27 protein-coding genes and 1 riboswitch are annotated in these 23,575 nt (G+C 67.8%); of the genes, 18 read left to right on the top strand and 9 right to left on the bottom strand.

The window, feature by feature from the left end; translation table 11 throughout:
- Window positions 1-112 precede the first annotated feature (112 nt).
- The 8 genes from AC1Q7H_RS28690 to AC1Q7H_RS28725 all read left to right on the top strand — a co-directional run bounded on the left by AC1Q7H_RS28690 (window position 113) and on the right by AC1Q7H_RS28725 (window position 5,110).
- Window positions 113-1,306 (top strand): FAD-dependent oxidoreductase, encoded by a 1,194-nt coding sequence (locus tag AC1Q7H_RS28690; RefSeq protein WP_211980560.1) that lies wholly within the window; start codon window positions 113-115, stop codon window positions 1,304-1,306.
- Between the two features lie 12 nt (window positions 1,307-1,318).
- Window positions 1,319-1,516: a sulfur carrier protein ThiS gene (thiS, locus tag AC1Q7H_RS28695; protein ID WP_041228272.1), complete on the top strand. Its 198-nt coding sequence runs from the start codon at window positions 1,319-1,321 to the stop codon at window positions 1,514-1,516.
- Between the two features lie 3 nt (window positions 1,517-1,519).
- Window positions 1,520-2,356 carry a thiazole synthase gene (locus tag AC1Q7H_RS28700; RefSeq protein WP_010813326.1) on the top strand — a complete coding sequence of 279 codons (837 nt, stop codon included), beginning with the start codon at window positions 1,520-1,522 and terminating at the stop codon, window positions 2,354-2,356.
- Entirely contained in the window at window positions 2,353-3,489 is a 1,137-nt protein-coding gene (locus AC1Q7H_RS28705) for a thiamine phosphate synthase (protein WP_492382028.1), read from the top strand. The genes AC1Q7H_RS28700 and AC1Q7H_RS28705 overlap by 4 nt, the downstream gene beginning before the upstream one ends.
- Before the next feature lie 14 nt (window positions 3,490-3,503).
- Window positions 3,504-4,022: a GNAT family N-acetyltransferase gene (locus tag AC1Q7H_RS28710; RefSeq protein WP_492382029.1), complete on the top strand. Its 519-nt coding sequence runs from the start codon at window positions 3,504-3,506 to the stop codon at window positions 4,020-4,022.
- 52 nt (window positions 4,023-4,074) lie between these two features.
- The gene (gene relB, locus AC1Q7H_RS28715; RefSeq protein ID WP_013955320.1) at window positions 4,075-4,299 is read left to right on the top strand and encodes a type II toxin-antitoxin system RelB family antitoxin; all 225 of its coding nucleotides are present in this window, start codon (window positions 4,075-4,077) and stop codon (window positions 4,297-4,299) included.
- Window positions 4,283-4,552, top strand: coding sequence for a type II toxin-antitoxin system RelE family toxin (locus AC1Q7H_RS28720; protein WP_013955321.1), 270 nt, complete (start codon window positions 4,283-4,285; stop codon window positions 4,550-4,552). The genes relB and AC1Q7H_RS28720 overlap by 17 nt, the downstream gene beginning before the upstream one ends.
- Window positions 4,553-4,657: 105 nt before the next feature.
- Window positions 4,658-5,110: a PaaI family thioesterase gene (locus AC1Q7H_RS28725; protein WP_013955322.1), complete on the top strand. Its 453-nt coding sequence runs from the start codon at window positions 4,658-4,660 to the stop codon at window positions 5,108-5,110.
- A 21-nt stretch (window positions 5,111-5,131) separates the two neighbouring features.
- On the opposite strand, the gene AC1Q7H_RS28730 is transcribed toward AC1Q7H_RS28725, so the two are convergent.
- A complete protein-coding gene (locus tag AC1Q7H_RS28730) occupies window positions 5,132-5,566 on the bottom strand; it encodes a PGDYG domain-containing protein (protein WP_013955323.1) in 435 nt (144 codons plus the stop codon).
- A 5-nt stretch (window positions 5,567-5,571) separates the two neighbouring features.
- Window positions 5,572-6,399: a bifunctional hydroxymethylpyrimidine kinase/phosphomethylpyrimidine kinase gene (thiD, locus tag AC1Q7H_RS28735; protein WP_049800538.1), complete on the bottom strand. Its 828-nt coding sequence runs from the start codon at window positions 6,397-6,399 to the stop codon at window positions 5,572-5,574.
- Between the two features lie 58 nt (window positions 6,400-6,457).
- A riboswitch (S-adenosyl-L-homocysteine riboswitch) is annotated at window positions 6,458-6,573 on the top strand.
- A gap of 122 nt (window positions 6,574-6,695) precedes the next feature.
- Between thiD and ahcY the strand changes: the two genes are divergently transcribed.
- The 5 genes from ahcY to AC1Q7H_RS28760 all read left to right on the top strand — a co-directional run bounded on the left by ahcY (window position 6,696) and on the right by AC1Q7H_RS28760 (window position 10,606).
- Window positions 6,696-8,114 (top strand): adenosylhomocysteinase, encoded by a 1,419-nt coding sequence (ahcY, locus tag AC1Q7H_RS28740; RefSeq protein WP_010813332.1) that lies wholly within the window; start codon window positions 6,696-6,698, stop codon window positions 8,112-8,114.
- A gap of 71 nt (window positions 8,115-8,185) precedes the next feature.
- Window positions 8,186-8,536, top strand: a complete 351-nt coding sequence (locus tag AC1Q7H_RS28745) for a phage holin family protein (protein WP_013955325.1) — start codon at window positions 8,186-8,188, stop codon at window positions 8,534-8,536.
- Between the two features lie 61 nt (window positions 8,537-8,597).
- Window positions 8,598-9,428 (top strand): methylenetetrahydrofolate reductase [NAD(P)H], encoded by an 831-nt coding sequence (metF, locus tag AC1Q7H_RS28750; protein ID WP_114131115.1) that lies wholly within the window; start codon window positions 8,598-8,600, stop codon window positions 9,426-9,428.
- An 8-nt stretch (window positions 9,429-9,436) separates the two neighbouring features.
- Window positions 9,437-9,796: a TfoX/Sxy family protein gene (locus tag AC1Q7H_RS28755; RefSeq protein ID WP_013955327.1), complete on the top strand. Its 360-nt coding sequence runs from the start codon at window positions 9,437-9,439 to the stop codon at window positions 9,794-9,796.
- A 51-nt stretch (window positions 9,797-9,847) separates the two neighbouring features.
- Complete coding sequence (locus AC1Q7H_RS28760) at window positions 9,848-10,606, top strand: Mut7-C RNAse domain-containing protein (RefSeq protein ID WP_013955328.1); 759 nt, start codon at window positions 9,848-9,850, stop codon at window positions 10,604-10,606.
- A gap of 159 nt (window positions 10,607-10,765) precedes the next feature.
- Here the strand turns inward: AC1Q7H_RS28760 and AC1Q7H_RS28765 are convergent, their stop codons facing one another.
- Window positions 10,766-11,350 (bottom strand): 5-formyltetrahydrofolate cyclo-ligase, encoded by a 585-nt coding sequence (locus AC1Q7H_RS28765; RefSeq protein WP_013955329.1) that lies wholly within the window; start codon window positions 11,348-11,350, stop codon window positions 10,766-10,768.
- A 106-nt stretch (window positions 11,351-11,456) separates the two neighbouring features.
- Here AC1Q7H_RS28765 and AC1Q7H_RS28770 point away from each other — a divergent pair, with 106 nt between their 5' ends.
- From AC1Q7H_RS28770 to AC1Q7H_RS28785, 4 genes are all read left to right on the top strand, one after another.
- A complete protein-coding gene (locus tag AC1Q7H_RS28770; RefSeq protein ID WP_153954928.1) occupies window positions 11,457-13,409 on the top strand; it encodes a lytic transglycosylase domain-containing protein in 1,953 nt (650 codons plus the stop codon).
- 106 nt (window positions 13,410-13,515) lie between these two features.
- Window positions 13,516-14,538: a complex I NDUFA9 subunit family protein gene (locus AC1Q7H_RS28775; RefSeq protein WP_153954929.1), complete on the top strand. Its 1,023-nt coding sequence runs from the start codon at window positions 13,516-13,518 to the stop codon at window positions 14,536-14,538.
- A 185-nt stretch (window positions 14,539-14,723) separates the two neighbouring features.
- Window positions 14,724-15,422, top strand: a complete 699-nt coding sequence (locus AC1Q7H_RS28780) for a glutathione S-transferase family protein (protein ID WP_013955332.1) — start codon at window positions 14,724-14,726, stop codon at window positions 15,420-15,422.
- Between the two features lie 56 nt (window positions 15,423-15,478).
- Entirely contained in the window at window positions 15,479-16,714 is a 1,236-nt protein-coding gene (locus AC1Q7H_RS28785; RefSeq protein ID WP_013955333.1) for a multifunctional CCA addition/repair protein, read from the top strand.
- On the opposite strand, the gene AC1Q7H_RS28790 is transcribed toward AC1Q7H_RS28785, so the two are convergent.
- Genes AC1Q7H_RS28790 through AC1Q7H_RS28815 form a run of 6 tightly spaced genes read right to left on the bottom strand, consistent with a single transcriptional unit; the run spans window position 16,711 to window position 21,987 of the window.
- On the bottom strand, window positions 16,711-17,148 hold the full coding sequence (locus tag AC1Q7H_RS28790; protein WP_013955334.1) for a universal stress protein: 438 nt from the start codon (window positions 17,146-17,148) through the stop codon (window positions 16,711-16,713). The genes AC1Q7H_RS28785 and AC1Q7H_RS28790 overlap by 4 nt on opposite strands.
- Window positions 17,149-17,189: 41 nt before the next feature.
- The gene (locus AC1Q7H_RS28795; RefSeq protein WP_492378389.1) at window positions 17,190-18,023 is read right to left on the bottom strand and encodes an ABC transporter ATP-binding protein; all 834 of its coding nucleotides are present in this window, start codon (window positions 18,021-18,023) and stop codon (window positions 17,190-17,192) included.
- Window positions 18,020-18,766 carry an ABC transporter ATP-binding protein gene (locus AC1Q7H_RS28800; protein WP_492382030.1) on the bottom strand — a complete coding sequence of 249 codons (747 nt, stop codon included), beginning with the start codon at window positions 18,764-18,766 and terminating at the stop codon, window positions 18,020-18,022. Before AC1Q7H_RS28800 ends, AC1Q7H_RS28795 begins: the two co-directional genes overlap by 4 nt.
- Window positions 18,763-19,785: a branched-chain amino acid ABC transporter permease gene (locus AC1Q7H_RS28805; RefSeq protein ID WP_148271556.1), complete on the bottom strand. Its 1,023-nt coding sequence runs from the start codon at window positions 19,783-19,785 to the stop codon at window positions 18,763-18,765. Before AC1Q7H_RS28805 ends, AC1Q7H_RS28800 begins: the two co-directional genes overlap by 4 nt.
- A complete protein-coding gene (locus AC1Q7H_RS28810) occupies window positions 19,782-20,678 on the bottom strand; it encodes a branched-chain amino acid ABC transporter permease (protein ID WP_013955338.1) in 897 nt (298 codons plus the stop codon). The genes AC1Q7H_RS28805 and AC1Q7H_RS28810 overlap by 4 nt, the downstream gene beginning before the upstream one ends.
- A 25-nt stretch (window positions 20,679-20,703) precedes the next feature.
- Window positions 20,704-21,987, bottom strand: a complete 1,284-nt coding sequence (locus tag AC1Q7H_RS28815; RefSeq protein ID WP_492382031.1) for an amino acid ABC transporter substrate-binding protein — start codon at window positions 21,985-21,987, stop codon at window positions 20,704-20,706.
- A 193-nt stretch (window positions 21,988-22,180) separates the two neighbouring features.
- Between AC1Q7H_RS28815 and AC1Q7H_RS28820 the strand changes: the two genes are divergently transcribed.
- Complete coding sequence (locus tag AC1Q7H_RS28820; protein ID WP_153954934.1) at window positions 22,181-23,572, top strand: ABC transporter substrate-binding protein; 1,392 nt, start codon at window positions 22,181-22,183, stop codon at window positions 23,570-23,572.
- Window positions 23,573-23,575: the final 3 nt, after the last annotated feature.

Below are 23,575 nucleotides of genomic sequence, written 5' to 3' on the forward strand. Positions count from 1 at the left end.
CGTCGCAACCCATGCCCGCGCATGATCCGCCGCCGCGCAGCGCCCCGCGCGGCGGCACCGACAACAAGGAGGCCGGACGCGGCCGCATGGCGCGTCCGGCACTACACCCCTCATGACAGCAGTGCAGTCGTTTGACGTCGCCATCCTCGGGGCCGGTCTTGCCGGCCGCCTGGCCGCCTGGCAACTGGTACGCAGCGGCGCCCGCGTGGCGCTGGTGGAGCGGGCCGGTCCGGACGGCGCGGGCTCGGCCGCCTATGTGGCCGCGGCCATGCTGGCGCCGCTGGCGGAATCTGCCATTGCCGAGCGCCGCATCGTCGACCTGGGCATCGCCAGCGTCGACCTGTGGCGCGCGTGGCTGGCCGAATTGCCTGAGCCGGTCTTTTTCCAGGAGGACGGCACGCTGGTGGTCTGGCATGCGCGCGACCGCGCCGAGATGTCGCTGTTCACCAGCCGCGTGCGCGCGGTGGCGCCGCCCGAACTGGTGTCGCAGCGGCTGCGCGCGCTGGATGGCAAGGGCGTGGGCGAAGTCGAGCCCGCGCTGGCGGGCCGCTTCCCGCAGGGCCTGCTGCTGGCCGGCGAAGGCCAGCTCGACAACCGTGGCGCGCTGCGCGCGCTGTTGTCGTGCGCGGTCAGCGAAGGCGTGCATTGCCTCTGGGAGGCCGGCGAGGTCGATGCCGAATCGCTGCCCAAACTTGGTATCCGTGCCGACGTGGTGCTGGATTGCCGCGGCCTGGGCGCGCGCGCGTCGTGGCCGGCGCAACCCGGCGGTACCCAGCCGGGGCTGCGCGGCCTGCGCGGCGAAGTGGTGCGCGTGCATGCGCCCGACGTCAGGCTGCACCGGCCGGTACGGCTGCTGCATCCGCGCTACCCGATCTATATCGCGCCCAAGCCCAACGACCTGTACGTGATCGGTGCCACCGAGCTGGAAAGCGAGGATGATTCGCCCATGAGCGTGCGTTCCGCGCTGGAGCTGCTGTCGGCGGCGCATTCGCTGCACCCCGCCTTCGGCGAAGCGCGCGTGCTGGAGCTGAACGTGCAGCGGCGCCCGACGCGGCCCGACCACCTGCCGGCGATCCGCGTGGACCAGCGCGCGCGCGTGGTGCGCGTCAACGGGTTGTACCGGCATGGCTTTCTGATTGCGCCGGCGGTGACCGAGGCTGCGTGCGCGGTGGTGGGCGCGCTGCTCAAGGGCGATCCCGCGGCCCATGCGGTGCCGGCCGCGCTGCGCTGGCCTGGCATGATCGAAGCCGTGACCGAAGCGCCCGCCGCCACTACCATGGCCGCACCTGGCGGACTGCTGCACTAACGCATGACTGACATGGAAATCCTGCTCAACGGCCGACCGCTCGCCCTTGCCGATTCCGCCACGCTGGCGGACGCGGTGAGCGCGGCGCAGATCGCGCCCCCCTTTGCCGCGGCGGTCAACGGCCAGTTCGTGCCGCGCGGCGCCCACGCCAACACCCTTCTCGCGGCCGGCGACCGCATCGACCTCGTGCAACCCGTGACGGGAGGCTGACCCATGACTTTCGAACCTTCCGAAACCTTGCGCGACCCGTTCGTGCTGTATGGCGAGTCGTTTGGCTCGCGCCTGCTGCTGGGCACCGCGCGCTACCCGTCGCCGGCCACGCTGGAGGCCGCCGTGCAGGCCTCCAGGCCCGCCATGATCACCGTTGCCCTGCGCCGCCAGGGCGCGGTCGGCGCCGGCGAGGGCGGCCAGGCCTTCTGGCAGATGCTCAAGGCGCTGGACGTGCCGGTGCTGCCCAATACCGCCGGCTGCTTCACCGCGCAGGAAGTGATCACCACCGCGATGATGGCGCGCGAGGTTTTCGAAACGCCGTGGATCAAGCTGGAGCTGATCGGCGACGACTACACGCTGCAGCCCGATACGCTGAACCTGCCGGCCGTGGCCGAGACCCTGATCAAGGAAGGCTTCAAGGTGCTGCCGTACTGCACCGAGGACCTGGTGCTGTGCCGCCGCTTGCTCGACGTGGGCTGCCAGGCGCTGATGCCATGGGCCGCGCCGATCGGCACCGGCCGCGGCGCGGTCAACCCGCACGCGATGCGCGTGCTGCGCGAGCGCCTGCCCGACACGCCGCTGATCGTCGATGCCGGCCTGGGCCTGCCGTCGCACGCGGCGCAGGTGCTGGAGTGGGGCTACGACGGCGTGCTGCTCAATACCGCGGTGGCGCAGGCTGCCTACCCGGTCAATATGGCGCGCGCCTTTGCGCAGGCCGTTGAGGCCGGCCGCACCGCCTACCTGGCCGGGCCGATGCCCGAGCGCGAGGTGGCGCAGGCCAGCACCCCTGTCGTCGGCATGCCGTTTTGGCACGCCGACAGCACGGAGCAGCGCGCATGACCCGCCGCGCCGTGCATGCCGCCAGCGACGGCCCGCTGCGCCAGGCGGTGCTGGAACACTATGGCGAGACCTTCGGCGTCGATGACAAGCCGTGGCAGGCCTGGCGCCTGGCCGACGCACCCGCGCAACCCGGCGCCCACGACGTGCTGCTGTTCGACGGCGAAGCCGACGCAGGCACGATCGCGCGCCTCGCCGCCGCGGGCGCCACGCTGATCGAGACCGACCGCGAGGGTGGCCAGTGGATCGACACCGTGCGCTCGCCGATTGGCACGTGGGTCTTCTCCGTTGCCGCCGACACCGACCAGCCGCATTCGCCCGCCTTCGTTGCGGTGCTGCTGGCCAGTCTGTCGCTGCATTTCCCCGCGCACGACGCGCTGTGCCTGGCACGTGCCTGGGAGCCGGGCTCGGCCGACTGGCCGTCTGACTTTGCCCGCTTCCCGCACGTGCGGCACGCCGCCCTGGCGGCCCCCGAGCAGGCCGCGGCGCCGTTCGCGCCGTGCCCCGCGCTGGGCCTGTACGTGGTGGTGCCAAGCGCCGAATGGATCGAGCGCCTGGCGCCGCTGAACGTGCCGACGGTGCAGCTGCGCTTCAAGTCCGACGACCCGGCCGCGGTGCGCGCCGAGATCGCACGCGCGGCGAAGGCCATGCAGGGCTCGTCTTCGCGCCTGTTCGTCAACGACCACTGGCAGGCCGCGATCGACTACCGCGCCGCCAACGGTGGCGAGCACAGCGGCATCTACGGCATCCACCTGGGCCAGGAAGACCTGGACGATGCCGACCTCGATGCGATCCGCGCTTCGGGTCTGCGCCTGGGTGTCTCCACCCATGGCTATGCCGAGATGCTGCGCGTGGCCGCGATCCGCCCCAGCTACCTGGCGCTCGGCGCGATCTTCCCCACCACGACCAAGGTGATGCCGACCCAGCCGCAGGGCATGGGCCGCTTCCGCGCCTATGTGAAGCTGATGCAGCCGGTGATCCCGTCGCTGGTGGGCATCGGCGGCGTCAACGTGGCCAATATGCGCGAGGTGCTGGCCGTCGGCGCCGGCAGTGCCGCCGTGGTGCGCGCGGTGACCGAGGCTGATGACGTGCCGGCCGCGGTGGCCCACCTGGTCAGCCTGTTCCCGGCCGCCTGAACGCGGCTCTCGCCATGGCGCCAACCGCCGCCGCGCACCGCGTCCGCCTGGCGGTGGCGGACGACCTGGCGCGCCTGCCCGAAATTGAGCTGGCAGCGGCGGCGCTGTTTCCTGACGCCGACCTGCCCGCGCTACTGCGCCTGGTCAGTACGCCGGAATCGGCACTGGCCGCCGCGCAGCGCGAGCGGCGCCTGTGGGTGGCCGAGCGCGGCGGCGAACTGGCCGGCTTTGCGCTGGCCAGCCGCAAAGGCGAATGCGGTTACCTCGATGAAATGGATGTACACCCGGACCACGGGCGTCGCGGCATCGGGCGCTCGCTGGTTGGGGCGGTGCAGGGCTGGGCGCGGGCGGACGGATTGCGGTCGCTGAACCTGACCACGTTTGCGCATTTGCCGTGGAATGCGCCGTTCTATGCATCCCTGGGGTTTCGCCAGTTGCGCGATGACGAGCTTTGTCCCCTCCTGGCGGATGCACTGGCGGCGCAACAGGCGGCGGGATTGCGGCAACGCGTGGCGATGCGGCAGATATTCTGACGCCAGGACCCATCGTTGCTATACTTGTATAGCAATCACTTTGGAGGCTGCCATGCTCGCCATCCGACTACCAGAGGACATCGAAGACCGCCTGGAAGCCCTTGCCAAACGCACCGGCCGCACCAAGACGTTTTATGCGCGTGAGGCCATCATGCAGCACCTTGATGATCTTGAGGACCTGTATCTGGCAGACAAGATTGCCGCACGTGTTCGCGCCGGCGAAGAATCCACGGTAACGCTGGATGAGCTGGAGGCGCGGCTTGGCCTGGCGGATTGAAGTCACGCAAACGGCAGAGAAACAACTTGCCAAGCTGGATCGGCCGGTCGCCAGGCGTATTGTCACGTTCTTGCGCGAGCAAGTCGCGGCATCCGACGACCCCCGCTCGCTTGGCGAAGCCCTGAAGGGGAGTGAGCTTGGCGAATACTGGAAATACCGGGTCGGCGACTGGCGTTTGATTTGCCAGATCGAGGACGCGCGCATCACTGTTGTGGTGCTGCGTCTTGGGAACCGCAGGGACGTGTATCGCTAGCGCCAAGATTTGTGCGACATTCGCCCAGCCGCCAAAACCGAGCGGCAGCCCGCCGCTATGATGGCGGGCAGCATTCCCCGCCAACCATCCCCCGCCATCCCTACCATGTCCTCCCAGACCGCCCCCGAAATCGTCCCCGTCGCCCCCGGCACGCCCGAAAAGCCCTACTTCGGCATCGACGTGCCGCTGATGCGCTATTTCGGCCTGCAGCCGGTGCAGATCGAGGAGGGCCTGTGCCGCACGCGGTTGCCGGCGCACCCGTCGCTGGTCAACAGCCGCGGCGATGTGCATGGCGGCACGCTGATGGCGACGCTGGACTTCACCCTGAGCGGCGCCGCGCGCTCGCATGCGCCGCTGGAAACCGGCGTGATCACGATCGATATGTCCACGCATTTCCTGGCGGCAGCGCGCGGCGAGCTGACGCTGGAGGCGCGCTGCCTGCGCCGCGGCGCGCGCATTGCATTCTGCGAGGGCGAGGTCAAGGATGCTGCCGGCACCGTGGTGTGCGTGGCGCGGGCCGCATTCAAGCTGGTGCCGCTGTCCGCCGGCGGCAACTGACCCCGGCGTCGGCCTGGCCGCTCAGTCCTGCAGCGGCCGGTACACCTGTTCGAAACGTGCGCGCTCGGTGATGCCATAGTCGCCGGGCGCGTATTGCATCAGCCAGTCGCCCGGCTTGCCGTGCAGCACGTCGCCGCCGGCGCTGCGCGCGATGCTGAAGGCCTCGTGCATCTCGCGCGCCAGTACCGGGATCGGCTTGTTGCGGTAGGCGCCGTCCTGGCCGTGCGCGAGCGGCGGCACGGCCTCGTACTTGGGGTCGAAGCGGTCGCGGGAGACGCACCAGCGGTCGCCGCCGCGGCTGGTGATCAGCGCATCGCCGGGTTGGTAGCGGTTGGGTCCCTCGCGGCTGATCAGCTCGCCGGGTTCGGTGGCGAACAGCACGTCGACGATTTCATGCTTGAGGTAGAACGCGGCTTCGGGGTCGCTGCGCAGGTCGATATCGGCCAGCATCGTCATGTCTGTCAACCCAGCGCGCGCGGCGCGAACAAATGGTTCAGCGGCCCGTTGCCGGCGCCCAGCCGCAGCCCCGCGCCCGCGGCGATGGCCTGCGCCACATAGTCCAGCGCCGTGCCCACTGCCGCCTCCAGCGCATCGCCGCGCGCCAGCTGCGCGGCAATCGCGGCAGCCAGCGTGCAGCCGGTGCCGTGCAGGTTGCGGGTATCGACACGCGGATGCGTGAACACGCGCACGCTGCCGTCGGCCAGCATCAGCAGGTCATCCAGGCCGCCGGCGGCGGCGCCGTCTTCGAGGTGGCCGCCCTTGAGCAGCACGGCAGGGCAGCCCATCGCGATCAGGTCGGCGGCAGCCTGTTCCATCTCGGCGCGGCGCGCGATCCTGCGGCCCAGCAGGTACGAAGCCTCGGGCAGGTTGGGCGTGACCAGCAGCGCGCGCGGGAACAGTAGCCGCACCATGGCCTGCGTGGTGGCGTCATCGGACAGCGTCGCGCCCGAGGTCGAGATCATCACCGGGTCCACCACCAGCTTACGGATGCCGTGCCGGTCCGCTGCCGCGGCAACGGCCTCGACGATGGCGGCGGTGCCCAGCATGCCGGTCTTGGCCGCGTCCACGCCGATATCGCTGGCCACGGCATCGATCTGCGCGGCCACCATGTCGGCGGGAATGGCGTGCACGCCGGTCACGCCCAGCGTGTTCTGCGCGGTGATCGCGGTGATGGCGCTCATGCCGAAGCAGCCCAGCGCGGAAAAGGTCTTCAGGTCGGCCTGGATGCCGGCGCCGCCGCCGGAGTCGGAACCGGCGATGGTCAGGGTGCGGGGTGGCGTTGGGATCATCTGTGCAGGAATCGGAGGGAGCCGGTGCGCAAGGCGCCCGGGCACGCTACAATACCGCCACTCCGAGGAGCGTTGCAACGGATGGAGGCCTGCGAAGCACATCGCACGGCCGGCGGCACAGCCGCCCCATGTCATCCGCCAGGCTCGGACTGTCTTCAACGGCGCTCGCTGATCCGTGGTCCGCACGGAGGCGAGTCGACCTATCCGCGAGCTTCGCATGTGCCCTTGCGCCATGCCATAGCTGCCAGATTCCCCGTACTCGTCACCTGCGCGCCACTCTTCACCGGGAGTGAAACATGAACGCTGTGACCGACCTGAAGCAAGACTACCTCGTCGCCGACATCAACCTCGCCGGCTGGGGCCGCAAGGAAATCGCCATTGCCGAGACCGAAATGCCCGGCCTGATGGCGATCCGCGACGAATTTGCCGCCGCGCAGCCGCTCAAGGGCGCGCGCATCGCCGGCTCGCTGCACATGACGATCCAGACCGCCGTGCTGATCGAGACGCTCAAGGCACTGGGCGCCGACGTGCGCTGGGCCTCGTGCAACATCTACTCGACCCAGGACCACGCCGCTGCCGCGATTGCCGCCGGCGGCACGCCCGTGTTCGCCTTCAAGGGCGAATCGCTGAAGGAATACTGGGACTTCACGCACCGCATCTTCGACTGGTCGGACGGCGGCACCCCCAACATGATCCTGGACGACGGCGGCGACGCCACGCTGCTGCTGCACCTGGGTGCGCGCGCCGAGAAGGACGCGTCGCTCATCGCCAAGCCGGGCAGCGAGGAAGAAACCTACCTGTTCGCCGCCATCAAGGAAAAGCTGGCCAAGGATCCGAGCTGGTACAGCCGCAACCTGGAGGCCATCCGCGGCGTGACCGAGGAAACCACCACCGGCGTGCACCGCCTGTACCAGATGGCCCAGAAGGGCGAACTGCGCTTCCCGGCCATCAACGTCAACGACTCGGTGACCAAGAGCAAGTTCGACAACCTGTACGGCTGCCGTGAGTCGCTGGTGGACGGCATCAAGCGCGCCACCGACGTGATGATCGCCGGCAAGGTGGCCATCGTGGCCGGCTACGGCGACGTGGGCAAAGGCAGCGCACAGGCGCTGCGCGCGCTGTCGGCGCAGGTGTGGGTGACCGAGATCGACCCGATCTGCGCGCTGCAGGCCGCGATGGAAGGCTACCGCGTGGTGACCATGGACTACGCCGCGGAGCATGGCGATATCTTCGTCACCTGCACCGGTAACTACCATGTCATCACCCATGACCACATGGCCAAAATGAAGGACCAGGCCATCGTCTGCAATATCGGCCACTTCGACAACGAGATCGACATTGCCTCGATCGAGAAGTACGAATGGGATGAGATCAAGCCGCAGGTCGATCACGTTAAGTTCCCCGACGGCAAGAAGCTCATCATCCTGGCCAAGGGCCGCCTGGTGAACCTGGGCTGCGCCACCGGCCACCCGTCGTACGTGATGAGCAGCTCGTTCGCCAACCAGACCATCGCCCAGATCGAACTCTGGCAGGAACGCGACAGCGGCAAGTATCCGGTCGGCGTCTACACGCTGCCCAAGCACCTGGACGAGAAGGTGGCGCGCCTGCAGCTGCGCAAGCTGAACGCGCAGCTGACCGAACTGACCGAACAGCAGGCCGCGTATATCGGCGTGAAGAAGGAAGGTCCGTACAAGGCCGACCACTACCGCTACTGATCCGCGCAGGTAAGGCAGGGCCCCCCTCCCGCTTGCGGGAGAGGGGGAGAAACCACATTCAAGGAGCCGTCATGAGACTACTGGTCGTCTGGGTCATCAACGCCGTTGCGCTGTTCGTGTTGCCGTACCTCATCTCGTCGATCCACATCAAGAGCTTCGGCTCGGCGATGCTGGCGGCGCTGGTGCTGGGCCTGGTCAATACGCTGATCCGTCCGATCCTGGTGATCCTGACGCTGCCGGTCACGCTGCTGACGCTGGGGCTGTTTATCTTCGTCATCAACGCGCTGCTGTTCCTGTTTGTCGGCAACCTGCTGTCGGGCTTTACCGTCGGCGGCTTCTGGGCGGCCCTGCTGGGCTCCATCCTGTACAGCGTGATCTCGTGGCTGCTGGCCAGCCTGCTGCTGGGCGAACGCACCGCCTGACGCGGCCTGCACTGTCACGAATCCCATACCGCGCGCCGCGCCAACGCGGCGCGCCACCATCATGCAAGACCGCTACTTCAGCTTTGAATTCTTCCCGCCCAAGACGGCGGAGGGCACCGAGAAACTGCGCAACACGCGTGCGCAGCTGGCCCCGCTCAAGCCCAAGTACATCTCGGTGACGTTCGGCGCCGGCGGCACCACGCAGCAGGGCACGCTGGACGCGGTCCTGGAAATCCAGCGCGAAGGCATCGAGGCCGCGCCGCACCTGTCGTGCGTGGGCTCGTCGCGCGAGAGCATCCGCGCCGTCCTGCAGCAGTACCGCGACGGCGGCATCCGCCATATCGTCGCGCTGCGCGGCGACATGCCCTCGGGCATGGGCGAGATCGGCGAGTTCCGCTACGCCAACGAACTGGTCGAGTTCATCCGTGCCGAGACCGGCGACTGGTTCAACATCGAAGTCGCCGCCTACCCCGAGTACCACCCGCAGGCCAAGTCGCCGCGCCACGACCTGGACAACTTCGTGCGCAAGGTCAAGGCCGGCGCCGACTCCGCCATTACGCAGTACTTCTACAACGCCGACGCCTACTTCCGCTTTGTCGACGATGTGCGTGCGCAGGGCGTGGAGGTGCCGATCGTGCCGGGCATCATGCCGATCACCAATTACTCGCAGCTGATGCGCTTCTCCGAGATGTGCGGCGCCGAAGTGCCGCGCTGGGTGGCCAAGCGGCTGGAGAGCTTCGGCGACGACCGCGAATCGATCCGCGCCTTCGGCCTGGACGTGGTCACCGCGCTGTGCGAGCGCCTGCTCGCCGCGGGCGTGCCGGGTCTGCACTTCTACACGCTCAATGCCGCCGGCGCCACCAAGGCGATCTGGCAGCGCCTGAAGCTGTAACGCCCGCCATGGCCACGCGCCGCCCCGATCCCTTCATCGAACATCTGCTCGAGCTGATGGGGCCGCTGGCGGCGCGCATCGGCCCTGTCAGCGCCAGGCGCATGTTCGGCGGCCATGGCCTGTTCTATGACGGGCTGATGTTTGCGCTGGTGTCGGGCGGCACCTGCTACCTGAAGGCCGATGACGCCACGCGCGGCAAGTTCGAGGCCGAGGGCAGCGAGCCCTTCCGCTACCAGTCGGCAAAGCGCGAGGTCACCATGCGCCACTACCTGAGCCTGCCGCCGGCGGCGCTGGAGTCGCCCGGCGCGATGACACCCTGGGCGAAGCTGGCGGTAGAGGCGGCGCTGCGGCTGGGGAATGCGGGCTGAGGCAAGGTGCCGCTATCGCGCCGATCTGCCGACAGTGCCATACTCGGCACCATGGTCACCGCCACCTTCCGCTTCTACGAGGAACTGAACGACTTCCTCGCGCCGGACCAGCGCCGGCGTGACCTGTCCTGCGCCTGCGCGCGCGCCGCCACGGTCAAGCACATGATCGAGGCGCTGGGCGTGCCGCATACCGAAGTCGAGCTGATCCTGGTCAATGGCGAATCGTCCGGCTTCGAGCGGCAGCTGCGCGATGGCGACCGGGTCTCGGTCTATCCCAAGTTCGAACGGCTCGACGTGTCCCCGCTGCTGCGGGTACGCGAGCAGCCGCTGCGGGTGATGCGCTTTGTCGCCGACGCGCACCTGGGCGGCCTGGCGCACCTGCTGCGCATGACCGGCTTCGACACCCTCTATGACAACCATTTCGAAGACAGCGAGATCGAGCGCATCGCCGTCGACCAGGGCCGCGTGGTGCTGACGCGCGACCGCGAGCTGCTCAAGCGCCGCGGCATCACCCACGGCTGCTATGTGCGCGCGATCAAGTCGCAACTGCAGGTGCGGGAGATCTTTGCGCGGCTGGACCTGGCGCGCAGCGCACGGCCGTTCTCGCTGTGCCTGGACTGCAACGCGCCGCTGCGCGCGCTGGATGCGGCCGGCGCGGCCGGGCGCGTGCCGGAGGGGGTGCTCGAGCGCCATCGCAGCTTTGTTACCTGCGACCAGTGCCGGCGCGTGTTCTGGGAGGGCTCGCACTGGCGCTGCATGCGTGCGCTGGTGGATGAGCTGGTGCGGGGCGCCGAGGCCGGGCCGGGTTAGTGTCCTGTTCCGCAAATACCTTGCCATGGAATCGCCCAGTTGGCCGCCAAGCGTCGTTGCTCGTCGTTGCCATAGCTACGGCTATGGCGCCTCCTCGCGCCTAGCCTGACGACCAACTGGACGATTTCATTTTGGCAAAGCTATCTGCGGAACAGGACACTAGAACTGGCCGGATTCCGTAACGATCCAGTCCATGGCAATGTCATGCGGCTGCGCCTGCAACGGTAGCCGGCAGCTTTCGTAGCCAATGCCGATCGCTACTGGCCGCTGCGCCATGGCCGCCAGCGTGCGGTCGTAGAAGCCACCGCCGTAGCCCAGGCGGAACTTGTCCGGGCTGAAACCGACACAGGGTATGAGCAGCGCATCGGGCGTCACGGCCTCGGTGCCGTCCGGCACCGGGATGCCGTAGTGGCCGGTGGCCATGGGCGTGTCCGGTGTCCACAGGTGGAAATCCAGCGGCGCGCCCGGGCGGCTGACCGACGGCAGCGCGGCGCTGCGGCCAGGCATGGCGGCGAGCCAGCGGCCGACCGCGTCGCGCGCATCGAACTCCTGCTGGATCGGCCAGTAGAAACCCAGGCAGCGCACGGCCAGGCCGGCCAGCAATCCGGACAGCGCGGCGGCGATGCGTGCGTCGGCTTCGGCGCGTGCGGGCAGGGCGGCGCGTTGCGCCAGCAACTGCGTGCGCAGTGCACGACGGTCGTCGGCGGCAGGGTTGGGTGCGGTCGTGACAGGAGTGGATGACATGGCGTGGGATAATGCCCCTCGTACGAACCAAACACGGACGGCGGAGCCGCGGCTGGGCACAAGGTTGCAGGCGCCGGCGCCGCCGTCATCGACAAGGAAGCAAAGAATGCTGAAGGGAGTATATCTGCAGCGTGCCGGCCGGGCCGCCTGGATCGCGCTGGCATGTGCACTGCTTGTCACGCCCGTCCATGCGCAGAAGCGCCCGCAGGCGGTGTCGCGCCCGCAGGCGGCGGTGATCCCGAGCGATCCCGACGAGGCCTTCACCGCGCTGCGCGAAGCCGCGCGCAAGAACGACGTAGAGCGCGCCTACGCGATCTCGGCCACGCTGGTGGACTACCCGGTCCCGTCCTATGTCGAGTACTTCCGCATCAAGCCGCAGCTGTTCGACGCCAGCGGCCTGGCGCGCATCGATGCGCCCGACGATCAGGTGCGCGCATTCCTGCAGCGCTACAAGGGCGACGCCATTGCCGACCGCATGCGCAATGACTGGCTGCTGGTGCTGGGCAAGAAGCGCGACTGGGCCAATTTCGATGTCGAGTATCCGCAGTTCGCACTCAAGGACGATACCCAGGTCGAGTGCTATGCGCTGCTGTCGCGTGCACTCAAGGGCCAGAACGTGGCCGCCGATGCGCGCAATGTGCTGAGCGACCCCAAATACTACGGCGAAGGCTGTGTCGACCTGATCGGCTACCTGGCGCAAAGCCAGCAGATCCAGCGCAGTGATGTCGCCTACCAGGCGCGGCTGGCGCTGGAACAGAACTTTGTCACGCTGGCCGGCAAGATCGCCGCGCTGGTGCCCGACGCGCGTGCGGATGGCGATACGCTGGCCACCGTCGTCAAGATGGCGCGCAACGACCCGTCGCAGGCCGCCGCCTACCTCGGCACGGTCCAGGGTGCGCTGTCGCGCGACGAGCAGGGTGCGGCCTGGGGCGTGATCGGCCAGTTCGCGGCCAAGAAGCTGCTGCCCGATGCGGCCGGCTACTACCGCCGCCAGATGGACCTGGGCGGCAACCAATGGCTCTCCGACGACACGCAGGAATGGCGCGTGCGCGCCGCGCTGCGCCAGGGCGACTGGAAGCAGGTGCGCCAGGCGGTGGAGCTGATGCGCCCCGAACTGCGCGCCAAGGATCCGGCCTGGATCTACTGGTATGGCCGCGCGCTCAAGGCCGACGGCCGCGACACCGAGGCCCAGCAGAACTTCCAGCAGATCGCCGGCCAGTTCAACTTCTACGGCCAGCTGGCCAGCGAAGAGCTGGGCAACCGCATCACGCTGCCAGCGCGCACCGCCGTCAGCGACGCCGAGGCCATGGCCATGCGCACGCGCGCCGGTTTTCAGCGGGCGCAGAAATTCTATGCCATGAACCTGCGCTTCGAAGGCAACCGCGAGTGGAACTGGGAACTGCGCAATATGAGCGACCGCGAGCTGCTGGCCGCGGCCGAATATGCGCGCCGCCTGGAACTGCTGGACCGCACCGTCAACTCCGCCGACCGCACCCGCAACGAACATGACTTCACGCTGCGTTTCCTGATGCCGTACCGCGACATCATGCAGCGTGCCACCGACGATGTCGGCCTGGACATGGCGTGGGTCTACGGCCTGATCCGCCAGGAATCGCGCTTCCTCATGAACGCGCGCTCGTCGGCGGGCGCACATGGCCTGATGCAGGTGATGCCGGCCACGGCCAAGTACGTCGCGCGCAAGATCGGCATGGCCGACTTTTCGCCGTCGATGATGGCCGATCCCAATATCAACATCCTGCTCGGCACCAACTACCTGAACATGGTGCTGACAGACCTGGACAGCTCGTGGACGCTGGCTTCGGCTGCATACAACGCCGGCCCGGGCCGGCCCAAGGCCTGGCGCAGCACGCTGGCGCGGCCGGTGGAAGGCGCGATCTTTGCAGAGACCATTCCGTTCAATGAAACGCGCGGCTATGTGAAGAATGTGCTTTCCAACGCCACGTACTATGCTGCATTGATGAGTGGCCGGCCGCAGTCGCTGAAATCGCGCCTGGGCATGGTCGCGCCGTCGGCGGTGACCACTACCAGCCTGCCCTGAAGTTGCCCCTGCGGGGGCGGGCAGGACGGGCCCTGCCGGGACGATCCGGCGGGCCCGGGCTGGCGCAGGGTGCCGCGGCGTGCAGTTTTCTTGGCACGGAGGCATCATGCAGACCAGCAACGTCCTCGTCATCGGTGGTGCCGGCTTTATCGGCAGCCACCTCGTCTCGCGCCTGGCCGGGGCTGCCTCGGCCTCGGGCGCGCCGCTGGAGCCCGGCGCCAACCCCGATTCCCCCATCGCCCCGGACCGCATCGTAGTCGGCACGCGCAATATCGAGCACGCGCAGCACCTGCTGCTGTTGCCGCGCGTGGAAGTGGTGGAGCTGGGCCTGGCCGACAATGCCGCGCTGGACGACGCCATCGGCTCGCTGGGCGTGGATGGCATCGTCGTCAACCTGGTGGGCGTGCTGCACGGCGAGCGCGCCGACCCCTACGGCGAAGCCTTTGCCAGCGCGCATGTGGAGATGGTGCGGCAGATCGCGGCGTCGTGCCTGTCCACCGGCGTGCGCCGGCTGTTGCATATGAGCGCGCTGGGCGCGGACAGCAACGGGCCGTCGATGTACCTGCGCAGCAAGGGCGACGGCGAGCGCGTGGTGCGCGCCAGCGGGCTAGACTGGACCATCTTCCGGCCCTCGGTGGTGTTCGGCCCCGACGACCATTTCCTGAACCTGTTCGCCCACATGCAACAGATGGCCCCGGTGGTGCCGCTGGCGTGCGCGCATGCACGCTTCCAGCCGGTATTCGTGCAGGATGTGGTGCAGGCCTACCTGAATGCCATGGTGAACCCGGCCACGATCGGCCACGGCTATGAGCTGGGCGGACCGCAGGTCTATACGCTGGAAGAGCTGGTGCGCTTTGCCGGCCGCGCGTCCGGGCATCCGCGCCCGGTGATCGCGCTGCCCGATGCGCTGGCACGGGTGCAGGCCAGCATCATGGAGCATATGCCGGGCGAACCGCTGCTGTCGCGTGACAACCTCGACTCGATGCAGCTCGACAATGTGCTGGAACACCCGGTCGCACCCGAACTGAACCTGCATCCGGCCAGCCTGGAGTCGATCATGACCGACGCGCTGGCCGGGCGCAACCGCGATACCACGCTGACCCATATGCGCGCGAGCGTGCACCGCTGACGGGCCCGGCGGCCGGTGCGCCCTATGTGACCGGATTTCATATCGGTTGCTAGCGCAATTCACTTTGACGCGGACGGCCGCGCTGGCAGAATGACCAGTCCGGCGCGCGGCCGCCACGCCGTCCTGCAGGCGGCAGGCGCCGCGCCTGCGCCGTCTCCCTCCGTTTCCTCCCCCAAGGACCCACGATGAAGCTCGTCATCGGCAACAAGAACTATTCCTCCTGGTCGCTGCGCCCGTGGCTGTTGCTGCGCCAGGCCGGCATTGATTTCGAAGAAGTGCAGGTGCGCCTGTTCACCGGCAGCTTCGCTGCCGAGATCGCGCGCTACTCGCCCGCGGGCAAGGTGCCGGCGCTGGTCGATGGCGAGGTCACGGTGTGGGATTCGCTGGCGATCTCCGAATACCTGGCCGAGCGCTTCCCGGAAAAGCACCTGTGGCCGGCCGACCGTGCCCAGCGCGCGGTGGCGCGCGCCGTCTGCGCCGAGATGCATTCGGGCTTCGGCAACCTGCGCAACCAGTTGCCGATGAACGTGACCGCGGTGCTGCCCGGACGCGGCTGGAACGTGGCCGTGCAGCGCGACGTGGAGCGCATCGCCGCGATCTGGGAAGGGCTGCGCCAGCAGCACGGCGCGAACGGGCCGTTCCTGTTCGGCGAGTTCACCGTGGCCGACGCGTTCTTCGCGCCGGTGGTGAGCCGCTTTGCCACCTACGGCATCCACCTGCCCGACGAAGCCGAGGACGCCAAGGCCTATGCCGACTTCATGCTGGCGCTGCCGGCAATGCAGGAATGGATTGCCGGCGCACGCGAGGAACGCGACTTCCTGGCCGACGACGAACCCTACCGGCTGGCCCCGGATCGTCCCGATGCGATAATCATCAACCACTAGCAATACCGCTGGTGCCGAGCGCCAGCCCGGCACCAGCCCACGACGAGGCCAGAACGATGCAGGTGTATGCCGTCGGCGGCGCGATCCGCGACGAACTGCTGGGCAAGCCCAGCCAGGACCGCGACTACGTGGTCGTTGGCGCGACCCCGGCGCAGATGGAGGCCGCGGGCTTTCGCCCGGTGGGCAAGGATTTCCCGGTCTTCCTGCATCCGCGCACCCAGGAGGAATACGCGCTGGCCCGCACCGAGCGCAAGACCGCGATGGGCTACAAGGGCTTTGCCTTCTACTGCGAGCCCGATGTCACGCTCGAGGACGACCTGGTCCGGCGCGACCTGACCATCAACGCCATGGCGCGCGCCGTCGATGCCGACGGCAACCTGGCCGGTCCCGTGATCGACCCTCATGGCGGCCAGCGCGACCTGGCCGCGCGCTTGTTCCGCCATGTATCCGATGCCTTTGCCGAAGACCCGGTGCGCATCCTGCGGCTGGCGCGCTTTGCCGCGCGCTTCCAGGACTTCACCGTTGCCGCCGAGACCATGCGCCTGATGCGCGAGATGGTGGCCGCGGGCGAAGTCGATGCCCTGGTCCCCGAGCGCGTCTGGCAGGAACTGGCGCGCGGGCTGATGGAGGCGCGCCCGTCGCGCATGTTCGAGGTGCTGCGCGAATGCGGCGCGCTGGCGCGGCTGCTGCCCGAGTTGGACCGGCTGTGGGGCGTGCCGCAGCGCGCCGACTACCACCCCGAGGTGGATACCGGCGTGCACGTGATGATGGTGATCGACTGCGCCGCGGCGCTGGGCGCGCCGCTGCCGGTGCGCTTTGCCGCGCTGGTGCATGACCTGGGCAAGGGCACCACGCCTGAGGACGTGCTGCCGCGCCATACCGGCCACGAGATGCGCAGCGTCAAGCTGCTGGAAGCCGTCTGCGCGCGGCTGCGCGTACCCAACGACTGCCGCGACCTGGCGGTGGTGGTGGCGCGCGAGCATGGCAATATCCACCGCTCGCTGGAATTCAGCGCGGCGGCCGTGGTGCGCCTGCTTGAACGCTGCGATGCGCTGCGCAAGCCGGCCCGCTTTGCCGAAGCACTGCAGGCCTGCGAGGCCGACATGCGCGGACGCAAGGGCTTTGAGGCGAGCGCGTATCCCCAGGCGGCGCGCTTGCTGGCCGCGCTGGACGCGGCGGCGGCCGTCGACGCCGGCGCCGTCGCGCGCGCATGCGGCGATGATGTCAGCCAGATCCGCGACCGCGTTCATGCGGCGCGCGTGGCGGCGGTGGCGCAGCGGCTCGGGTGCTAGCGAAAAACCAGCACTGGAATCGTCGCGTGTGTCAGCACCTTGTGCGTCTCGCTGCCGATCAGCAGCGCCTGTAGCCCGCGCCGCCCATGCGAGGCCATCACGATCAGGTCGCACTTCCTCGCCTCAGCCTCGTCGATGATGGCCTGGAAGATGTGGTCGCCGGTGGGGCAGGCGGTTTCACACGGCACGCCCGCCGCGGCGGCCTCCTGCGCGATCGTTGCCAGGTAGGCCTCGGCCTGCCGGTAGGCTTCCTGCATGAAGCGTTGCCGGGTTTCCTGGAGCATGGCGGTCTGCAGGCGCATCACGTCATAGTGCGCGACGACCTGGATCGCGGTGAGGCGGGCCTGTATCGAGCTGGCCAGCTCGATGGCCTTGCGGTAGGCCGTATCGGACAGGTCCGAGCCGTCGACCGCCACGAGCAGATGCTTGAACATTTTGGTCTCCTTGTAAGCCGGCGCCGCACCGCAGCGGTGGCTCAGGCGCCAAGAAATAGCCGGCCGACCTCCGGGTCCCGGCCCAGTTCGCCACCGGTGCCGGCCATGGCCAGCTGCCCGGCCACCAGGACATAGCCGAGGTCGGCGAAGGCGAGCCCTTTGCGGGCGTTCTGCTCGACCAGGATGATGGTCTTGCCCTCATCCTGCTGCAGCTGGCGCAGGTGTTCGAACACCAGGTCGACAAAGCGCGGCTCCAGCCCGATCGAGGGCTCGTCCACCAGCAGCACGGCGGGGTCCATCATCAGCGCGCGCGAGATTTCCAGCAGCCTGCGCTCCCCGCCGGAGAGCACGCTGGCGCGCTCGCCGCGCCGTTGCGCGAGCGCGCCATGGCGCTGGAAGATGCGCTCGGCCGCAGCCCTGGCGTCGCGCGGGTGCGGCATCAGGTACCCGCCCATCAGCAGGTTTTCTTCGACCGTCATGTCAGGGAAGATCGAACCCTCCTGCAGCACATAGGCTACGCCTGCCTGCCGCAGCTTCTGCTCGGCACGCAGGTGGGTGACCGGCGCGCCGGCCACGGTGATGGTCCCCGACATGACCCGGGCCAGGCCGTAGATGGCGCGTAGCACGGTGGACTTGCCCGCGCCGTTCGGGCCGATCAGGCACAGCGAACCGCCGCGCGCCACGCGCAGGCTGAAGCCGTGCACGATTTCCATGGCGCCATAGCCGGCGACCAGGTTGTCCACCGCGACCATCGGCGTGCCGCCGGCCAGTTGCTCGAGTTGCCCGATCGTTGGCCGGGGACGCGAGAGCGCTGCGGCGAGCGTGGCGGCTGGTGCGTGGACAGCCGGCTGGGCCGCGGTGTGCGCGCTGATCATGGCTGTCCTCCCAGGTAGGCCTCGATCACCGTGGGGTTGGCCGTGATCTGCGCTGGCGATCCCTGCGCCAGCACCTCGCCATGCGCCAGGCAATAGATGTGGCCGGCCAGCTGCATCATTACCCGCATATTGTGTTCGATCACCAGCAGGGTGATGCCGAGCCGCGCGTTGATGTCCCTGAGCAGCGCGATCAGGCTGTCGATCATCACCGGGTTCACGCCGGCGGTGGGCTCATCGAGCAGCAGCAGCCTGGGCTCGTTCATCAGGGCCATGCAGATCTCGAGCAGCTTCTGCTGCCCGAACGAGAGGTCGGCGCCGCGCTGGTCCCCGTGGTCCTCCAGCCCGGCCATGCGCAGGGTCTGCCGGGCCCGCTCCGTCACTGCTGGTGCCTGCCGCGTGCACATGGCGGCGAGTCCTTCATGCATATGCGGCACGCTGACCAGCAGGTTCTGCAGGCAGCTCATCTTGCCGAACACCCGCGTCTGCTGGAAGGTGCGCACCAGGCCCAGGCGGGCGATCTCGGGAACGCGCAGCCGCGAGATCTCGCGTCCGTCGAACGCGATCGACCCGCCGTCGATCGAGTGGTAGCCGACGATCGAATTGAACAGGGTCGTCTTGCCCGAACCGTTCGGCCCGATCAGGCCGACGATGCTGCCGTGCGGCACCTGCAGGGAGATGTCATGGTTGGCGACGACACCGCCGAAGCGCTTGGTGACGCCGCGCACCGCAAGCAGGTTGTTCATGGCGCGGGACTCCCCGTGATGCGGCGGCGGTTGGCACTGTAGTCGCGCAGCCAGCCCATGATGCCGGTCGGGAACAGCACCACGATCAACACGATCAGCACGCCCAGCGCAACGCGCTGCCAGTTCAGCAGGTAAGTCCAGAACAGTTCCTGGGTCAGGTGGAACAGCGCGGCGCCGATCACCGGCCCCCACAGCGTGCCCTTGCCGCCCAGGATTGCCATCACCACCATCCACACGCCGAAGGTGGCGCCGGCAAAGGCCAGTTCGCGCGGATCGATGAAGCCCACCAGGTTGCCCGTCAGGGCGCCCGCCATGCCGAGGAAGAGGGCGCACACGCACCACGCCAGGATCTTGTAGCGCGTCGTGTGCAGGCCGAGCGCCTCGGCCTTGTCCTCGTCATCGCGGATGGCATTGAGCGCGAGACCGAACGGTCGCGCATAGAGCCAGCGCAGCGACAGCAGGGTCACTACGGCCAGCACCAGCATCGCGTAGTAGAAGAACGGCTCGCGGCTGCCGGCAGCACCCGGGAACAGCGGCAGCGTCATGCCCGATCCCGCGCCGATGAAATCCCAGCCGGCGGCACCATCGGCGCAGGCGATGCCCAGGCCCAGTGTTCCGATGGCGAAGTAGTGGCCGCGCAAGCCCAGCATGGCCGGGCCCAGCGCAAGCGCCGCCGCCACGGCCGCCAGCGCCGCCAGGCCGGTACCCACCGCCAGCCCGGCGAAGTAGCCCAGCCCGAAGTCGCGCTGCACCACCGCGCAGACATAGGCACCCACGCCGAAGAACACGATGTTGCCGAACGAGTTATAGCCCATCTGCCCGCCCATCACATCCCACGTCAGCGCAAATAGAACCATCAGCCAGAGAAAGGTCAGCTGCGTGGTGATGCCGGCGAACAGCCACGGCGCGATCAGCGCGCCCACGCTGCCCGCAAGCAGCGCCATCCAGGCCGCCCCGGCGGCCGAGGTGACCGGGAGATCCGATTCGGGCCGGCGTGCGCCGCGCAGGTGCGGGTTCATCGCAGGTAGCCGCGCCGCCGGCGCAGCATCAGGTTGCGGCTTACCAGGATCGCCACCAGCAGGGCGTAGAGGAAGGCGGTCTGGTACTCGGTGCCGAGCAGGAAGCCGGCATAGTTCTCGGCAATGCCCAGCCCGCCGCCGGCGCCAAGCACCGGCAGCATGCTGCCCAGCCCGGCCACCACCACGATCATGAAGGCGCGCACGGTATAGGGCAGGCCCAGGTAGGGGTGGATAATCCAGGTCATTGCCACCAGCCCGCCCGCCGCGCCGCAGATGGCGGCGTTGAGCGCGAAGGTCGAGGCATAGATGCGATCGGCGTCCACCCCCAGCACACGGGCAGCGCGCGCGTTCTGGGCGGTCGCCCGGATCGCCTGGCCGCGGCGCGAATGCCTGAGGAACAGCATCAGGCTGGCGCCCAGCGCCAGCGCTGCGGCGAACGCTGCCAGCTTGATCTTCGGCACCACCAGTCCGCCCGGCAGCAACAGGCTGCCCAGCCCCGCATCGACCGTACGCACATTGGCGCCGAAGGCCAGGTTGGCGAGCTGCTGCAGCACGATGCTCAGGCCGAAGGTGGCCAGCACCGAGACAAAGAGATCGCGCTCGACCAGGCGGAAGATAACGATGCGATAGAGACCCCAGCCCACGCAGTACATCACCGCCGCGGCAACCGGCACGGCCAGCATCGGCGGCACGCCCTTGCCAACCAGCCAGATCACGATATAGCCGCCCAGCATCACCAGCTCGCCCTGGGCTATGTTGATGAGATTCATCACGCCCCATACCAGCGCCATGCCGTAGGCCGCCAGCGCAAAGATCGCGCCGGCCAGCAGGCCATCCACCACGAGCTGCAGGTTCAGCTCGGGACTCTGGAAGAGGACCGCGAGATTGCTCATCTGCGTCAGGCCGCGTAGCAGCCCCCTATTTGCGCCGCGCCCAGGCAGGTGCCGGATAGATGACCTTCGACGACGCCCACTTGCCCGGCGCGACCACCTTGAACTTGCCGTCCTGCACCTGGTACAGCACCATCGACTTGGCGATATTCTTGCCGCTCTGGTCAAACCTGAGCGGGCCGTAGAACGTCATCAGGTCGGTTTTTGCCAGGGCATCGCGGACCTTCTCCGTATCGAACGAGCCGGCACGCTCGAAGGCGTCGGCGAACGCCAGCACCGCGGCGGTGGACTCGGCCGCCTGGTATGGCGCCTCGTAGTGGTACTCCTTCTCGAAGCGCTGCGCGTACTGGTCAGCCGTGCCGAACCAGCGGTCCTTGTAGCCAAGCGTGCGGTCCCATTGCGAGCCACACACCGCGAATTCGGCGCTCTTGCCGAATTTCTCGATGACCTGCGCGGAGTCGCAATGGGTCAGCGCCAGCATCGGCACGTCGATACGCATCTCCGCTACCTGCCGCACCGCCAGCGCCGCGCCCTTTTCATGGCCGGATACCACCAGGATGTCCGGCTTGAGCGCCTTCACCTTGGCCAGCGTGGCCGACATGTCGTTCAGCTCAGGCGGCAGCTTGTCGTCGATTACCACCTGCATGCCCAGGCGTTTCGCATCCTCTTCCACGCCGTCGCGCACGTCCCGCGAGAAGTTGTCGTTCTCGATGGCGATGGCCACCTTGAGGCTCTTCGGCGACTTGCCTGCCCGCTGCGCTTCCTCGGCGGCGAGCTGGATGGCCGAGCGCAGGTAGTAGTCGGAGGTGTTGAGCACCGCGAACATGTAGCGGTAGCCCTGCGTGAACAGGTTGCGGTCCGCGCCGTTGCCCTCGACCATCGGAATCTTGTACTTCTCCGTGACCGGGGCGATCGCCTTGGTGAGCCCCGAACTATAGGGCCCCAGAACGTACTTGACGCCGTCCTGGTTGATCAGCCGTTCGGCCAGCTGTGCGCCGCGGGCCGAGGTGGATTCGTCGTCGTAGTAGAGGACCTTCAACTGATAGGCCTTGCCGCCAACCTTGACGCCGCCCATCTCATTGACGCGTTTCACGGCAAGGTTGTAGCCGTCCTGGGTGTTCTTGCCATTGGTGGAGTACTTGCCGGTCTGGGAAACCGCGGCACCGAGGACGATGGTGTCGCCCTCCACCTTGGCGGCGGCGGGGACCGACACGGCCAGGCCAAGACCAGCCAGGGCGCAGACGGCGGCATGGCGCAAATGGATAGCGGGCCTGGGATCGCCTGGTGAGTCCTGTTTGGATGCGTTTTTCATGGCACCTCCTCACTCTCTCCAACGTAGGACTCATTTCTGAAAGCGGAAGTGCCCGTATGTCACGGGTCCATCACTCCATGAGGTGTTCCCGGGATTCCCTATTCATGAAATGAGGCCTACGCTTGAGATGATCAGGCAGATCGTTGCTCGACCGGGATGGGAGCCGACCGCTTTCTCGCATGAGGAGATAGCCATGGCCAAGACAGCGCATCCAGGTGGTACCCACGTGGCAGTCGCCACCAGCCCCAATACAAATACCAATACCGGCAGGCGCGGATTCATCCGGGCCACTGGCGCGGTCGGGCTTGCCGCCGGCCTCGGACCTTTCGTGATCCCGCGCTATGCCCATGCGGCAAAGCACACGCTCAAGATCCTGCAGTGGAACCACTTCGTGCCGGGCTACGACAAGTGGTTCGACGACACCTATGTGAAGGAGTGGGGTCAGAAGAACGACACCGAGGTGGTGGTCGACCACGTCGGCATCCCGGCGCTGGCCACGCGTGCCGCCGCCGAAGTGTCCGCGCAGAAGGGACACGATCTGTTCATGTTCCTGTCGCCGCCCCCGGTCTACGAGGAGCAGGTGATCGACCATCGCGAACTCTACGAGGAATGCCAGCGCAAGCATGGCAAGCCGATGGAGCTGGCGATCAAGAGTACCTACAACCCGAAGACGAAGAAGTACTTCGGCTTCTCCGACAGCTTCGTGCCGGACCCGATCAACTACCGCAAGGACCTCTGGGACGAGGCCGGCATGAAGCCGCCAGACACCTGGCTGGATGTCCTGGCCGCCGGGCGCAAGATCAAGGCCAAGAGCGGCATCCCGGTCGGCGTGGGGCTGTCCGCGGAACTTGATACCGCGATGGCGATGCGCGCCATCCTGTATGCCTTCGGCGGCTCGGTGCAGGACGACCGGCACACCGTGGTGCTCAACTCGAAGAACACGATCGAAGCGGTGAAGTTCGTCAAGGCGCTGTACCAGGAGGCCATGACGCCGGATGTGCTGGCATGGGACCCGTCGTCCAACAACCGCGCCATGCTGGCGGGCAAGATCTCGCTCTGCCTTAACGCCATCTCCATCACCCGCGAGGCCGAGAACAAGAACCTGCCGATCGCGCGCGACATCTGGCTCACGCAGGCGCTGCAGGGGCCGGTGCGGCGCATCGCGCTGGAACACGTGATGGACTGCTACGTGATCTGGAAATTCGCCGAGAACATCGCCGGCGCGAAGAAGTTCCTGGTCGACTATATCGATAACTTCCGGCAGGGCTTCCTGGGCAGCGAGTTCTACAACTTCCCTTGCTTCCCCAGTACCGTGCCAGACCTGCAGAAGCTGATCGCCGACGACCAGAAAGCCACGCCGCGCGACAAGTACAAGGTGCTCGGCGCGCTGATGAACCAGGCGACCAATGTCGGCTATCCCGGCTACGCCAACGCGGCCGTCGACGAGATCTTCAATACCTGGGTCCTCAATACCATGTTCGCCAAGGCAGCCACGGGCGACGAGACGCCGGAGAACGCAGTCCGGATCGCCGATGCCGCGTGCAAGCGCATTTTCTCGAAGTGGCGCGACAAGGGCATGGTGTAGCTC

It is taken from the genome of Cupriavidus sp. GW823-FHT06D04, from assembly GCF_058795055.1.